We start from the raw sequence: 13,630 nt of genomic DNA on the forward strand, positions 1-13,630 counted from the left end.
ACCTAGATTCCGTAGCGCCGGTTGAAGAAGAGCATGACGTCGAGCGCCATCCGCGTGTCACCGCCGAGCATGTCCACCAGGGCGGGACGCTGGCGGGCGGCGATGGCGGCGAAGGCGTCGGCGAAGAACTCCTTGCGGCCCAGGCCGTTGCCCTGGCGGTGGAAGGTCGAGGCCAGCTTGGGGAACGCGTTCTCGTAGAGCCGGACGAACTCCGGCGAGTCCGACACCCATTCGCCGTGGAAGGAGTCGAGGTCGTCGATGGCGTGGCCGACCTCATGCATCATCACGTCCGGCGTGGGCGAGGGCCGGTCGCCGACCACGATCTTGCGGTCGCCGTACGCGCCGGCGCAGATGTCCCAGGTGGCGCGGCCCGACGGGAGCGGGGCGCCGCGTAAGTAGCCCATGTCGTCGAGGTCGGGTACGCCGCCGCTGCCGACGTAGATGCCTTCGAGGCCGGTGGCCAGCAGTTCCTTGAGCCGGTCGGGCAGCCGGGCCAGGCTCTCCACCGCGCGTACGGCGTCCTTGGAGGGCGGGCCGTGCCGGGCGTCCCACTGGCGGTGGAGGACCTTCTCCAGCTTGCCGCAGTGGCGCAGGCCGTCGCCGATGGAGGGGGCCTCCGGCCTGTTGGGCTGGGCCCTGGGTGGCGTGTCGTCGAGCTCGAAGTCGTACCAGGTGTAGCGGGGGCGTTCGGCGACGGCGGCGGGCAGACGTTCCCCGCGCTCGCGCAGCGAGACGCCGTCCCACGTCACCTCGCGCCGCTGGGGGCCGCCGGGGCGGGCGAACAGTTCGGGCCGCCGCTCACCAAGCCGCTCACCAAGCCGCTCGCCGCGCCGCTCCGCGCCGTTGAGCGGCCCGCTCGGGACCTCGGGGCGGCTCTCCCTCGGCCGGGACCAGAAGGAACGGTCCGCGTCCGGAGGAGCCTCGTCACGCCGCGAGAACAGGTACGACCCGCGCCGCCACCAACGCCCGCGCCGATGTCGGCCCTTGTCGTGAGAAAAGGCCATCGCACCCCTTCACGCCGCGTCTACGCCGAACCGGGTTCCACGGTACGACGCCGATCTTCCCGAGTCATCCGAAACGGGACATCGCCCGGCACGATCACGTCGCGAATGGCTTACAGTTCGGGTCATGGCAGGTGTTCTGATCGGCCTGGCGTTGCTGGCCTTCTGGCTCTTCTCGCTCTTCGACGTCATCACCGCACCGGAAGAAGAGGTCCGGAACGTACCAAAGGCCCTGTGGGTCCTCATCGTGGTGCTGATCCCGCTGCTCGGCGGCCTGATCTGGATGCTGCGCGGCCGGCCGAAGGTCGTACGCGACCCGTGGCCGGTGCCTCCGGGCCCGGGCATGCCGAAGGGCCCGGACGACGACCCCGACTTCCTGAGAGATCTCGACCGGCGGATGCGCGGCGAGGACTAACCGCTGACGTCTGCGTAGCTGTGCAGGCCGGAGATGAAGATGTTGACGCCGATCAGGTTGAACATCAGACACCCGAACGCCAGCAGCTGCACGATCATGGCGGCCCTGCCCCGCCAGCCGACCGTCACCCTGGCGTGCAGGTAGGCCGCGTACGCCACCCAGGTGATGAACGACCAGACCTCCTTGGGGTCCCAGCCCCAGTAGCGGCCCCAGGCGCGGTCGGCCCAGAGCGCGCCGGCGATGACCGCGAACGTCCACAGCGGGAAGGACAACACGATCGCGCGGTGGGCCACCCGCTCCAGGTCGTCGCGGCTCGGCAGGCGCGAGAGCCCGTCGCCGCGCACCAGGAAGAGCACACCCGACACGCCGGCCAGCGTGAACAGCCCGCTGGCCAGGATCGCCGCGCTGACGTGGATCGCGATCCAGTACGAGTTCAGCGCCGGCACCACGGGCCCGGCCGCCGTGTAGAGCACCTTGACCGCGAACCCGAGCCCGAGGGTGGCCGCGACCATGACGAACGCGCCCAGGAAACGCACGTTCTGGCGCACCTGGGTGAACAGGAACGCGGTCACGGCGGCGAAGCAGATGGCCACCACGAACTCGTACATGTTGCCCCAGGGCCACCGGTCGACGGCGAGGCCGCGAGTGATGATGGCGCCCAGGTTGCCGACCCAGCCGATCCAGGCCAGCACGAGCGCGATCCGGCCCGCGAGGGCCGCGACACCCCCATTGACCGGCTCGGGGACGGCGACGGCCTCTTCAGCCTCGGGCTCGGCGTCGCCGCCCGAGGGAGCGCCGGCCATGACGGGCTGCCGGGCGGCCCGTTTCGCGGCGGCCTTGCCCAGAACGGCCCTGCCGAAGGCCAGCTCCATCGCGAAGCCCACCATGGCGATGATGTAGAGCAGGACGGTGGCGACGACGAAATTGTCGCTCAACCCGGCGAGTTGCTCAGCGGACATCCTGTTCTCCTGCTGATAGAGCCTTGACGATGTCGGCGAACTCCTCGGTGAAGCCCGCCGCGGAGCCCTCGGTACGGGTCAGGCCGCCCACGTCGACCCGGCCTTCCTTGACCCGCACCCAGACACGGCGGCGGCGGATCGTCAGCGACAGCGCGATGGCGATGACCGCGACCGCGGCCGCGACCAGCGCGGGCACGCGCCCGGGGTCGTAGGCGGTCTGGAGGGTGATCCATTCCTTGACCCCGGTGAACTCCAGCTTCCCGGCCCCGCCGGGCAACTCGACCGACCCGCCCACCGAGATCGGCTTGGCCGAGAACGATCCCCGCACCACCGGGACGATCTTGTCCTTGAGCTCGCTCGGGATGATCTCGTAGACCGACTGCGGCTTGCCCGAGCGCATGCCGAGGTCGCCCGCGTAGCCGCCGATGAGCTGCACCTGCGGCTGGAGCTCGGCAGGGAAGGCCGAGGCGTAGGTGCCGTCGGTGAGCGGCACGCTGGTCGGCAGGAAGCGCAGCAGGAACCCGAGCTGGGACGGCTGCGCGTCGGGCACCTTGACGGCGCACGACGAGGTCAATGTGGCCTTCTGGTCGATCAGGCAGGCCACGGCCCCCTCGTAGGCGACCTGTCCCTTGCCGTCGGTGACCTTGAAGATCGGCGCGTAGCCGTGGCCGAGCAGGTACGTCTGCGTGCCGTCGACCTCCAGCGGCTCGTTGACCTTGAGCTCGTAGTCGCGGCCCGGCGCGCCCGGCTCGTCGTGCACCTTCAGGAAGGCGGAGTAGTCGAGCTCCTGGCCCTTCTTGTCGCCCGCGACCTGGTAGGTGACCTTGAAGTCGGACAACTCGAAGGAGAACGGCTGGAGCGACTCGGCCGAGACCCGGCTGCCGGGGATGAACCTGTCGTAGGCGGCCACGGTGTTGGCGAAGCCGTCGCCCTCGACGACCAGGACGTTGCCGCGGTAGCCGTACAGCGAGCCGAAGCCGACCGCGAGCAGGATGCCGAGCAGCGCGATGTGGAAGAACAGGTTGCCGGTCTCGCGCAGGTAGCCCTTCTCGGCGGCCACCCAGCCGTCGCCGGTGACGACGCGGAAGCGCAGCTTGCGCAGCCGCCTGGCGGCCTCCTCCGTGGTCAGGTCGCCGTCGAAGGAGTCGGAGTGAGGCAGGCGGGACAGGTTCTTGGGGGCGGCCGGCGGCTTGCGGCGCAGCTCGCGCAGGTAGGTCGTGGTGCGCGGGATGATGCAGCCGACGAGCGAGGCGAACAGCAGCAGGTAGACCGCGGCGAACCAGACCGAGGTGAAGACCTCGAAGAGCTGGAAGCGCTCGTACCACTCGGCCAGGGTCGGGCTCTGCTGGTAGATCAGCGCCACTTTGTCGGGCTCGACGCCGCGCTGGGGGATCAGCGAGCCCGGGATCGAGCCGAGCGCGAGCAGGAAGAGCAGGATGAGCGCGGTCTTCATCGAGGTGAGAGTGCGCCAGCCCCATCTGACCCAGCCGACCGGCCCCAGCCGGATCTGCTTGGGCTCGTGGTTCTCGCGTACCAGCTCGTCGACGCTCATCAGATCACCGGCTCGAATCCGCCGATGAGCCCCTGCATGGCCGCGATCATGGCTCCCCAGAGCCCGGTCACGAGCAGCAGCCCGACGGCCACCATCATTCCCCCGCCGATCCTGGTGATCAGCCGGCTGTGCTTGCGTACGGCCTGGAACGTGCGCAGGGCCTTGCTGTAGGCCAGGGCGGCGGCCACGAAGGGCAGGCCGAGGCCGAGCGCGTACGCGACGGCGAGCAGCGCGCCGCGCGAGGCGCTGCCCTCGTTGAGCCCGAGCGTGAGCACGACGGCCAGCGTGGGGCCGATGCACGGCGTCCAGCCGAGCCCGAACACCACGCCGAGCAGCGGCGCGCCGGGCAGGCCCGCGGCCGGCAGCTTGTGGATGCGCACGTCGCGCATCAGGCCGGGCAGCACACCCAGGAAGGCCAGCCCGAGCAGGATGGTCAGGACGCCCAGCACCCGCGTGATGATCTCCGCGTTGCCCATCATGACCGACCCGAGCCCGCCGAACAGCGCGCCGCCGAGCACGAACACCAGCGCGAACCCGGCCACGAACAACACCGTGCCGAGCACCAGCCGCCCCCGCTTGGGATCGGCGCTCATGCCCGTCACGTACGACAGATAACCCGGAACCAGCGGCAACACGCACGGCGACAGGAACGACACCACCCCGGCCAGCACCGCGATCGGCACCGCGAGCAGCAGCGAGCCCGAGGCGACGACGTCACTCATCGCGCACCTTGGTCACCGTGTCCATCAGGTCGGTGTACTTGACCGCGCCGAGCGCCCTGGCCGCGACGCGCCCCTGCCTGTCGATGATCAGCGTGGACGGGATCGCCGCGGGCGGCACGGTGCCCTGGAAGGACAGCGCGACCTTGCCCGGCTGGTCGAAGATGTGGGAGTAGCCCGTCTGCTCGGTGCGCTCGAAGGCGATGGCGTCGGCCTTGCGGTCCTTGAAGTCGATGCCGATGAACTGCACGTCGCCCTTGGTCTTGCCGGCGACCTCCTTCAGCACCGGCGCCTCGGCCCGGCACGGGCCGCACCACGACGCCCAGAAGTTGAGCACCACGACCTTGCCCTTGTGGGCGGCCAGCGAGGCGGTGCCGCCGTCGAGCGTGGGGCCCTCCACCGGCGGGGCCGGTTTACGGTCGGCGGCCTCGAAGATCTGGATCTTGCCGTCGCCCGCGACGAACCGGGTGTCACCGACCTGGGGTTGCCCGCTCTGGTTGCCCGCGCAACCCGCGGCCAGCGCGGCCAGAAGAACGAGGGAGATGGACGTCGCGCGCACGGAGGAAAGATCTCCTTGTACTACAACCGGTAGAGCTTGCAACTCTACCGGCGGGGCCGGATGGCCCCGACATCAGGCCCCGGGTATGGAAGGCCCCGAACTGAGCGATCCGGCCGGTTCGCTGTAGCCGACGCTGACCAGGCGATCGCCCTCGAAGGTGAACGTGGTGAGGCTGGCCAGCGCGCACTGCCTGCGGCGCGGGTCGTGCCACAACCGGCGGCCCTCGGCGGCCATCCTGATGGTCCAGATGGGGAGCTGGTGGCTGACCAGCACGGTCTCGTGCCCGCGCGCGCCCGCCCTGGCGTCGTCGATCACCGACTTCATGCGCGTCACGATCGCCGGGTACGCCTCCCCCCACGACGGGCGCAGCGGGTTCCAGAAATAGCGGTAGTTGCGCGGGTTGCGGAGGATGGCCAGCCCCTGGCCGACCTGGCGGCCCTGCAGCATGTTCGCCGCTTCGAGCAGGCGGTCGTCCTCGATCACGTCGAGGCCGAGCTTGTCGGCGAGCGGGGCCGCGGTCTCCAGCGCGCGTTCGAGCGGCGAGCTGTGGAGGGCGACGATGTCGCGGCCCTCGACGGCCTTCGCGACCGTCTCGGCCATGAGCCTGCCGGTGTCGGACAGGTGGTAGCCGGGCAGCCTGCCGTACAGGACGCCTCCGGGGTTGTGCACCTCACCGTGGCGCAAAAGGTGGACGACGGTCGTTTCAGCCATGGTGTGGCACAGCCTATCCGTTTCGATGCCGGGCATAGTCAGGGCCCGCCTGGTCCGGCATTTCGCGTAAAGGTAAAGTCGAACTGACTGCGCCTAGGGTTCCGCGTCCGGCTCGCCTCCCCCACCCCACAACCAGAGCCGGAGGACAGGTCCGAGCGGCGCCGCGGCCTGCCGGGCCGTACAGCTGACGGGACAAAAGCCTGGAGGCTCCTCTCCGCTCTGTCTGGAAGGAGTCGCCCGGATGAGTCCTTGGGCGCTGGCCCTCATCCTCGTCGCCGCCGTCGCGCACGCCACCTGGAACCTGCTGAGCAAGAAGGCGTCCCAGGCCGACGGCATCGTCTTCCTCTGGCTGATCGGGGTCGTGGCCACGGTGGTGTGGAGCCCATTGTTCGCCGGGTTCCTGGTGGTCACCGGCACCCGCCTGACGTGGGGCGACCTCGCCGTGATCAGTGGCAGCACGGCGCTGCACCTGGGCTACTTCGTCCTGCTCCAGCGCGGGTACGGCACCGGCGACCTGTCGCTCGTCTACCCGGTCGCCCGCGGTACGGGACCGATGCTGGCCAGCCTGGTCGCCGTGTTGTTCCTGGGCGAGCATCCGGCGCCGGCCGGCGTGGCCGGGATCGTGCTCGTCGGGGTCGGGGTGTTCATGATGAGCGGCGGCGCGGCCGGGAGCGGCGACCTGCGGGGGCTGCTGTCCGGGCTGGTCGTGGGGCTGTTCATCGCCGGGTACACGGTGTGGGACTCGCAGGTGGTCAGCGCGTTCGCGGTGGCGCCGATCATGCTCAACTACCTCGGGGAGGTCGGCCGGGCGCTGGCGCTCACGCCGTTCGTCGTCGGGCGCAGGCGGCGGCTGATCGGGGCCGTGTGGCGGGAGCACCGGTCGCGGGTGGTGGGCGCGGCGTTCCTGATCTTCCTGTCGTACCTGCTGGTGCTGGTCGCGTTCACGATGGCGCCGGTGAGCGTGGTGGCGCCGGCGCGGGAGGTGAGCGTGCTGATCGCGGTGGTGCTCGGCGGGCGACTGCTGGCCGAGGGCGACCTGCGGCGCAGGCTGCTGGCGGCGGGCGTGATCCTCGGCGGCGTGGTGGCGATCGCCCTCAGTTGAGCCCCGTTGGCGGCGTGGTGGCGATCGCGCTCAGTTGAGCCCCGTTGGCGGCGTGGTGGCGATCGCGCTCAGTTGAGCGCCCAGGCGTTCTCCTTCTGGCGGCTGACGCCGAGCAGGGCCTCGACCGTGGCCCTGATCGCGGGCCGGCGGGCCGCGTCGGTCCGCCACACGGCGTAGAGGCGGCGCGACTGGCGCGGCGCGATCGGGATCAGCCGCACCCCGTCGGGCACGCAGTCACGGCCCAGGCGCGGCACGATCGCGCAGCCGAGCCCGGCGGCGACCAGCGCGAGCTGGGTCGGGTACTCGTCGGCCATGCACGCGATCTCCGGCTCCAGCGAGGCGTTGCGCAGCGTGAAGACCAGCCAGTCGTGGCAGACGGTGCCGGGCGAGGAGCTGATCCACCGCTCGCCGTGCAGCTCGGCCAGCCCCAGCTCCATGCGTCCGGCCAGCGGGTGGTCGGCCGGGATCGCGACGTCGGCCACGTCGTCGAGCAGCGTGGCCCTGGTCAGGCCCTCGGGCATGGCCATGGGCCGGTTGAGCCAGTCCTGGATCACGCCCAGGTCCAGCTCGCCCCTGGACACTTCGCGCAGCACCCGTTCCGGCTCCCGTTCGAAGAGCTGGACGTGCAGGTCGGGGTGGCGTTTCTTGAGGGAGACGATCGCGCCGGGCATCAGGCCGCGGGTGGCGGTGGCGAAGGAGGCGATGTTCAGCCGGCCGACGACCTCGCCGCGCAGGGCCTCGAAGTCCGCCTCCGCGGTCTCGACCAGGGCGAGGATGCGTTCGGCGTGCTCGGCGAGCAGGCCGGCGGCGTCGGTCAGCCGTACGCCGCGGCCGCTGCGTTCCATGAGCCGGGCGCCGGTCTCCCGTTCCAGCTTGGCGATCTGCTGGCTGACGGCCGAGGGCGTGACCATGAGTGCGTCGGCCGCCGCCCCGACGGACCCGTAGACGTGCACGGCGTGAAGTGCCTTGAGCCGGTTCAGGTCCAACATGTAAGCCAGACTAAAGGGTTTAGCGTAGAAAGTCTCGCTTGTCCCTGTATCTGAAGCAGATGAAAATATATGCATGCGAATCATTAAGAGCAGGAAGCCCGAGACCCGTTCCACCTCGTACCTGAAGGTGCTGGCCGAGCAGGCCCGCGAGCAGCGCAACCGGTACCAGAAGACCCGCTCTGCGTGAGCCCCCGCCACCTCGCCCTCGCCGTCGGCCTCGCGGCCGTGTGGGGCTTCAACTTCGTCGTCATGCAGGTCGGCCTGAAGTACTTCCCTCCCCTGCTCTACGCGGGGATCAGGTTCACCCTGGCGGCGTTCCCCGCCCTGCTGCTCGCGGGGCGGCCCGGAGTCCCGTGGCGCTGGGTCGCCGGGGTGGCGGCCACCATCGGAGTGGGCCAGTTCGGCCTGTTGCTCGTGGGCATGCGAGCGGGCATGCCGGCCGGGCTGACCTCCCTCGTCCTGCAGATGCAGGCGTTGTTCACCGTGCTGTTCGCGGTGACGCTGCTCGGTGAGCGGCTCACCGCCCGCCGCGTCCTGGGTCTGGCGGTCGCCTTCAGCGGCCTGGCCCTGGTCGCGTTCGACTTCGGGGTGTCGGGGCCGCTGGGCGCCTTCGCCCTGTGCGTGGCCGCCGCGGCCGCCTGGGGACTCGGCAACGTGGTGCAGCGCAGGGCCGCGCCGCCGGACTCGCTGCGGTTCATGGTCTGGGTGAGCGCCTTCTCCGCGCCGCCGCTGTTGCTGCTGTCGCTGCTGCTCGAAGGGCCGCCCGTGCTGGCCGCGCCCGCCGAGGGGTGGTTGTCGCTGGCCTACGTGGCCTTCGTCTCGACGCTCGGCGGGTTCGGCGTGTGGGGCTGGCTGCTGCGCCGGTACGACGCCTCGACCGTGGCGCCGTACACGCTGCTCGTGCCGGTGTTCGGCATGTCGTCGGCCGCCCTCGTGACCGGCGAGTCGCTCGCCTGGACCGAGATCCTGGCCGCGGCCCTCATCGTCTCCGGCGTGCTCTACGCCGGCTCCAGACCGCGCCGGGCTACGACACCGCCGCTGCCGCCTTCGCCGCTGCCGGCAGGGCGTCGGCGATCCGGTTGAGCGCCTCGTCGTCGTGGGAGGCCGACAGGAACCACGCCTCGTACGCCGACGGCGGCAGATAGACCCCCTGGTCGAGCATCGCGTGGAAGAACGCGGTGAACGCCGCGGTGTTCTGGCTCCTCGCCTGGTCGAAGTCGCGCACCTCCGCGTCGGTGAAGAAGATCGAGAACAGGCTGCCCGCCCGCTGCAACCGGTGGGGCACGCCCGCCTTCGCCAGCGCCTCGGCCGCCGCGTCGCCCACCGCGAGCGCGGCGGCGTCGACGCGCGCGTAGGCGTCGGCGTCGAGGGCACGCAGGGTGGCCAGACCGGCGGCGCACGCCAGCGGATTGCCGGACAGGGTGCCCGCCTGGTAGACCGGGCCCTCCGGGGCCAGATAGGCCATCACGTCGGCCCGGCCGCCGAACGCCGCGGCCGGCAGGCCGCCGCCCATGACCTTGCCGAACGTCATGAGGTCGGCGTCGACCGGGTCGAGGCCGTACCAGCCGGCGGGTGAGACGCGGAAACCGGTCAGCACCTCGTCGACGATGAGCAGCGCGCCGTTGGCCGTGCACAACTCGCGCAGGCGGGCGTTGAAACCGTCGAGCGGCGGGACGACACCCATGTTGGCCGGGCACGCCTCGGTGATCACGCAGGCCACGTCGGCCGCGGCGAACGCCTCCGCCACCGCCTGGATGTCGTTGTACGGCAACACGATCGTGTCGGCGGCCGACGCCCCGGTCACCCCCGGCGTGTCCGGCAGCCCGAACGTCACCACACCCGACCCGGCCGAGGCCAGCAGGGCGTCGACGTGCCCGTGGTAGCAGCCGGCGAACTTGATCACCTTGGACCGCCCGGTGAAGCCGCGCGCCAGGCGTACCGCGCTCATCGTCGCCTCGGTGCCGGAGCTGACCAGGCGCACCTTCTCGACCGGCGCCATCCGGGAGACGATCTCTTCAGCCAGCTCGACCTCGCCGGGCGTGGCCGTGCCGTAGGAGAAACCGTGGGCGACCGCGCCGGTGACGGCCTCGACGACCGCGGGCGCACGGTGGCCGAGGATCATCGGCCCCCAGGAGCAGACCAGGTCGACGTAGCGGTTGCCGTCGACGTCGGTGATGTAGGGCCCCTGGCCCGAGGCCATGAAACGCGGAGTGCCGCCCACCGCGCCGAACGCGCGCACGGGCGAGTTGACGCCGCCGGGCACCACCTCTCGGGCGCGGGCGAACAGGTCCTCGGAGTTCTGTGTACGGCTCACCCGACCCAGGTTAGCCCCGGTCACCCGTGCCCTCGCAGCAGGGCGTGGTCAGTCGGCCAGCCACTCCAGGATGCGCAGCGGGTCGGGCAGCGGACGGCCGTCCGGCGGCCGGAGCCAGGAGACCTGCTGGCCCGAGGGCAGCGTCGAGGGCGGCGCGAGCACGTAGCTGTCGCGGCAGTGCCAGCGCAGGCCCGGTGTGTCGTCGATGGTGGCCGGGTCGCAGTCGAGCTGGCAGGACCACCATTCGTCCTCGTCCTCGGGGTTGCCGCGGGTGGCCACATAAAACAAGACCCGGTCGCCTTGAGCGGCGACCGGGCCTGAGTGGGCTCCTGCGGCGTCAATCCTCGTGAGGGCGGACAGGCCGGCGGCGAGCGGTACGTCGAACACGTCGAACACGCGTCCGGTGGGCAAAATCACGTTGGCCTCGGGCTCGCTCTCCCACCAGCGGGTCAGCAGCGCCGTGTCCGTCGTGGCCTGCATGTGCCAGGCGGGCGAGAGCGGATGGGCACCGGGATCGGGACAGCCGATCCGGTCGCACGAACACGCGCGGGGCCCCTGACGCAGCGGAAAGGCACCCGGTACGACGGGCCAGCCCAGCGAGGCGTACTCCAGCACAGAATCGATGCGCGTCGGGCGCGACCGCTTTTTGGTACGCCGAGCCAGTGGTACCCCCACCATGGTGTCTCCCGTCGAAGTCCAGCGCCTGAGGAGGTCCCGGCTCCGGGCCGTTCGCACACGCGGGACACACCAGCACTTGTTATCGCACTCTAACGCACAGGCCACAGGAGTTGACGGGAAACCCCTTGGTTAGAGCCCTCGTGCCACTTCCGTGGCCCAGTAGGTGAGGATCAGGTCGGCGCCGGCGCGCTTGATGGCGACCAGCGATTCCATGATCACCCGGTCGCGGTCGATCCAGCCGTTGGCCGCGGCGGCCTCGACCATCGCGTACTCGCCGCTCACCTGGTACGCCGCCACCGGAACGTCCACGGCGTCGCGTACGCGGGTGATGACGTCGAGGTAGGCCAGCGCCGGCTTGACCATGACGGCGTCGGCGCCCTCGGCCAGGTCGAGCCTGACCTCGCGCAGCGCCTCCTCCGGCAGACCGGCCGGGTCCTGCTGGTAGGTGCTGCGGTCGCCGAACTGCGGCGCGCACTCGGCCGCGTCGCGGAACGGGCCGTAGAAGGCGGAGGCGTACTTGACGGAGTAGGCCAGGATCGGGATGTCGCCGAAACCGGCGCCGTCGAGCGCGGCGCGGATGGCGCCGACCTGGCCGTCCATCATGCCGCTCGGCGCGATCATCTGCGCGCCGGCGGTGGCCTGGGCCACCGCGACCGAGGCGTAGCGCTCCAGCGTGGCGTCGTTGTCGACGTCGCCGGACGGGGTGAGGATCCCGCAGTGACCGTTGTCGGTGAACTCGTCGAGGCAGGTGTCGGCGATGACCACGAGGGCGTCGCCGACCTCGGCGTTCACCTCGCGCAGCGCGACCTGGAGGATGCCGTCGGGGTCGTCGGCCGCCGATCCGGCGGCGTCCTTCACCTCCGGGACGCCGAACAGGATCAGCCCGCCCACGCCCGCCTCGGCCGCGTCGTGCGCGGCCTTGCGCAGCGAGTCGCGGGTGTGCTGGAACACGCCCGGCATGGAGGCCACCGGCCGCGGCTCGTCGATGCCCTCCTTGACGAACATCGGCAGGATCAGGTCAGCGGCGTGCAGCCGGGTGTCCGACACCATCCGCCGCAGCGCCGGGCTGCGGCGCAGGCGCCGGGGACGAGCGATGGGGTACTGGGCGCTCACTTGGCTCTCCTCCTGGCGCCACGGCGGTTCTGGGAGGGCTTGCGCGGGCTGTCACCCGCGGCCACGGCCGCCTGACGCTGCTTGGCACCGAACTCGGCCAGCGCTGCGGCCAAGGCGGATGCGGATGGCTTGTCGGACATGACGTCGACCCGGAGCCCGAACTCCTCGGCCGTCTTGGCCGTCTGCGGCCCGATCACCGCGATCACGGTGACGTTGTGGGGCTTGCCGGCGATGCCCACGAGGTTGCGCACGGTGGAGGACGAGGTGAACAGCACGGCGTCGAACCCGCCGCCCTTGATCGCCTCGCGGATGGGCGCGGGCGGCGGCGCGGCGCGCACCGTCCGGTACGCCGTCACGTCGTCGCACTCCCAGCCCAGCTCGGTCAGCCCGGCCACCAGCGTGTCGGTCGAGATGTCGGCCCGCGGCAGCAGCACCCGGTTGATCGGGTCGAGCATCGAGTCGTACGGCGGCCACTCGGCCACCAGCCCCTCGGAGGACTGCTCGCCCGAGGGCAGCAGGTCGGGCTTGACGCCGAACTCGACCAGGGCCTGCGAGGTGGCCTCGCCCACGGCGGCCACCTTGAGGCCGGCGAAGGCCCGCGCGTCGAGGCCGTACTCCTCGAACTTCTCGCGTACGGCTTTGACGGCGTTGGCGCTGGTGAAGGCCACCCACTCGTAGCGGCCGGTGACCAGGCCCTTGATGGCGCGGTCCATCTGCTGCGGCGTGCGCGGCGGCTCGACCGAGATGGTCGGGACCTCCTCGGGCACCGCGCCGTAGGCCGTGAGCTGCTCGGACAGGCTGCGCGACTGCTCCTTGGTACGGGGAACCAGCACCCGCCAGCCGAACAGCGGCTTGGTCTCGAACCACGACAGCCTGTCGCGCTGCCCGACGGCCTCGCCGACCACGATCAGCGCGGGCTCGGTGAACCCGGCATGCTTCAGGTCGGCCTGGAGCCGGCCGAGCGAGGACACGACGGTGTACTGCTCGGTGGTCGTGCCGCCGCTGCTCACCGCCACCGGCGTGGTGTCGGGCTTGCCGCCCGCGATCAGCGCCTTGCCGATGGCGACGGCCTCGGTGATGCCGTTGTAGATCACCAGCGTGCCGCGGGTGGCGGCGTGGGACGTCCAGTCCTGCTCCTGCGCGGCGTCGACGACGCGGAACTCGGGCACGGCGGTGGCCGCCGGGATGCCGGCGTAGGTGAGCACCGCGGTCGCGGGCGGCACGCCCGGCACGATCTCGAAGTCCACCTCCGCCGCCACGCAGGCCGCGACCTCGTCGTCGATCGAGGAGAACAACATGGGGTCGCCCGCGCACAGGCGCACCACGAGCTGCCCGGCCTTGGCCCGCTGGACGTAGTCGCCCTCGGCGACCTCGACGCCCTCGCGGCAGTACTTGAGCAGCGGGCCGAACTGCTCGTCGTCGAGCACGACGGCGTCCGCCTTGCCGAGAAGTTCGGCGGCGCGGAGCGTCAGCAGGTTGGGGTCACCGGGACCCGCCCCCACGAAGGCGACGAAACCG

At 71.1% G+C, this 13,630-nt stretch carries 14 protein-coding genes; 3 read left to right on the plus strand and 11 right to left on the minus strand.

Annotated features, from left to right (window positions below; translation table 11 throughout):
* Window positions 1–2: 2 nt before the first annotated feature.
* Window positions 3–1,004 carry a hypothetical protein gene (locus DMB42_RS39195; RefSeq protein ID WP_125643859.1) on the minus strand — a complete coding sequence of 334 codons (1,002 nt, stop codon included), beginning with the start codon at window positions 1,002–1,004 and terminating at the stop codon, window positions 3–5.
* Between the two features lie 124 nt (window positions 1,005–1,128).
* On the opposite strand from DMB42_RS39195, the gene DMB42_RS39200 reads away from it, so the two are divergent.
* Window positions 1,129–1,416: a PLD nuclease N-terminal domain-containing protein gene (locus DMB42_RS39200; protein WP_125643861.1), complete on the plus strand. Its 288-nt coding sequence runs from the start codon at window positions 1,129–1,131 to the stop codon at window positions 1,414–1,416.
* Here DMB42_RS39200 and ccsA read toward each other — a convergent pair.
* The 5 genes from ccsA to DMB42_RS39225 all read right to left on the minus strand — a co-directional run bounded on the left by ccsA (window position 1,413) and on the right by DMB42_RS39225 (window position 5,916).
* The gene (gene ccsA / locus DMB42_RS39205) at window positions 1,413–2,375 is read right to left on the minus strand and encodes a cytochrome c biogenesis protein CcsA (protein WP_125643863.1); all 963 of its coding nucleotides are present in this window, start codon (window positions 2,373–2,375) and stop codon (window positions 1,413–1,415) included. The two genes, DMB42_RS39200 and ccsA, sit on opposite strands and share 4 nt — an antisense overlap.
* A complete protein-coding gene (locus tag DMB42_RS39210; RefSeq protein ID WP_125643865.1) occupies window positions 2,365–3,927 on the minus strand; it encodes a cytochrome c biogenesis protein ResB in 1,563 nt (520 codons plus the stop codon). Before DMB42_RS39210 ends, ccsA begins: the two co-directional genes overlap by 11 nt.
* Window positions 3,927–4,649 (minus strand): cytochrome c biogenesis CcdA family protein, encoded by a 723-nt coding sequence (locus DMB42_RS39215; RefSeq protein ID WP_125643867.1) that lies wholly within the window; start codon window positions 4,647–4,649, stop codon window positions 3,927–3,929. Before DMB42_RS39215 ends, DMB42_RS39210 begins: the two co-directional genes overlap by 1 nt.
* The gene (locus DMB42_RS39220) at window positions 4,642–5,205 is read right to left on the minus strand and encodes a TlpA disulfide reductase family protein (protein WP_125643869.1); all 564 of its coding nucleotides are present in this window, start codon (window positions 5,203–5,205) and stop codon (window positions 4,642–4,644) included. Before DMB42_RS39220 ends, DMB42_RS39215 begins: the two co-directional genes overlap by 8 nt.
* 72 nt (window positions 5,206–5,277) lie before the next feature.
* A complete protein-coding gene (locus DMB42_RS39225) occupies window positions 5,278–5,916 on the minus strand; it encodes a histidine phosphatase family protein (RefSeq protein ID WP_125643871.1) in 639 nt (212 codons plus the stop codon).
* Window positions 5,917–6,157: 241 nt separating this feature from the next.
* Between DMB42_RS39225 and DMB42_RS39230 the strand changes: the two genes are divergently transcribed.
* On the plus strand, window positions 6,158–7,018 hold the full coding sequence (locus DMB42_RS39230) for a DMT family transporter (protein WP_125643873.1): 861 nt from the start codon (window positions 6,158–6,160) through the stop codon (window positions 7,016–7,018).
* Between the two features lie 68 nt (window positions 7,019–7,086).
* Here the strand turns inward: DMB42_RS39230 and DMB42_RS39235 are convergent, their stop codons facing one another.
* Complete coding sequence (locus DMB42_RS39235) at window positions 7,087–8,007, minus strand: LysR family transcriptional regulator (RefSeq protein ID WP_125643875.1); 921 nt, start codon at window positions 8,005–8,007, stop codon at window positions 7,087–7,089.
* 183 nt (window positions 8,008–8,190) lie between these two features.
* Between DMB42_RS39235 and DMB42_RS39240 the strand changes: the two genes are divergently transcribed.
* Window positions 8,191–9,090, plus strand: coding sequence for an EamA family transporter (locus tag DMB42_RS39240; RefSeq protein ID WP_125643877.1), 900 nt, complete (start codon window positions 8,191–8,193; stop codon window positions 9,088–9,090).
* Here DMB42_RS39240 and hemL read toward each other — a convergent pair.
* The 4 genes from hemL to DMB42_RS39260 form a co-directional block, all read right to left on the minus strand.
* Window positions 9,032–10,321, minus strand: coding sequence for a glutamate-1-semialdehyde 2,1-aminomutase (gene hemL, locus DMB42_RS39245; protein ID WP_125643879.1), 1,290 nt, complete (start codon window positions 10,319–10,321; stop codon window positions 9,032–9,034). The two genes, DMB42_RS39240 and hemL, sit on opposite strands and share 59 nt — an antisense overlap.
* Window positions 10,322–10,369: 48 nt before the next feature.
* Entirely contained in the window at window positions 10,370–10,999 is a 630-nt protein-coding gene (locus tag DMB42_RS39250; protein WP_125643881.1) for a bifunctional DNA primase/polymerase, read from the minus strand.
* Window positions 11,000–11,128: 129 nt separating this feature from the next.
* Window positions 11,129–12,112 (minus strand): porphobilinogen synthase, encoded by a 984-nt coding sequence (hemB, locus tag DMB42_RS39255; protein WP_125643883.1) that lies wholly within the window; start codon window positions 12,110–12,112, stop codon window positions 11,129–11,131.
* A complete protein-coding gene (locus tag DMB42_RS39260) occupies window positions 12,109–13,614 on the minus strand; it encodes a bifunctional uroporphyrinogen-III C-methyltransferase/uroporphyrinogen-III synthase (RefSeq protein ID WP_125643885.1) in 1,506 nt (501 codons plus the stop codon). The genes hemB and DMB42_RS39260 overlap by 4 nt, the downstream gene beginning before the upstream one ends.
* Window positions 13,615–13,630: the final 16 nt, after the last annotated feature.

The organism is Nonomuraea sp. WAC 01424 (assembly GCF_003947315.1).
GTDB lineage: Bacteria > Actinomycetota > Actinomycetes > Streptosporangiales > Streptosporangiaceae > Nonomuraea > Nonomuraea spiralis.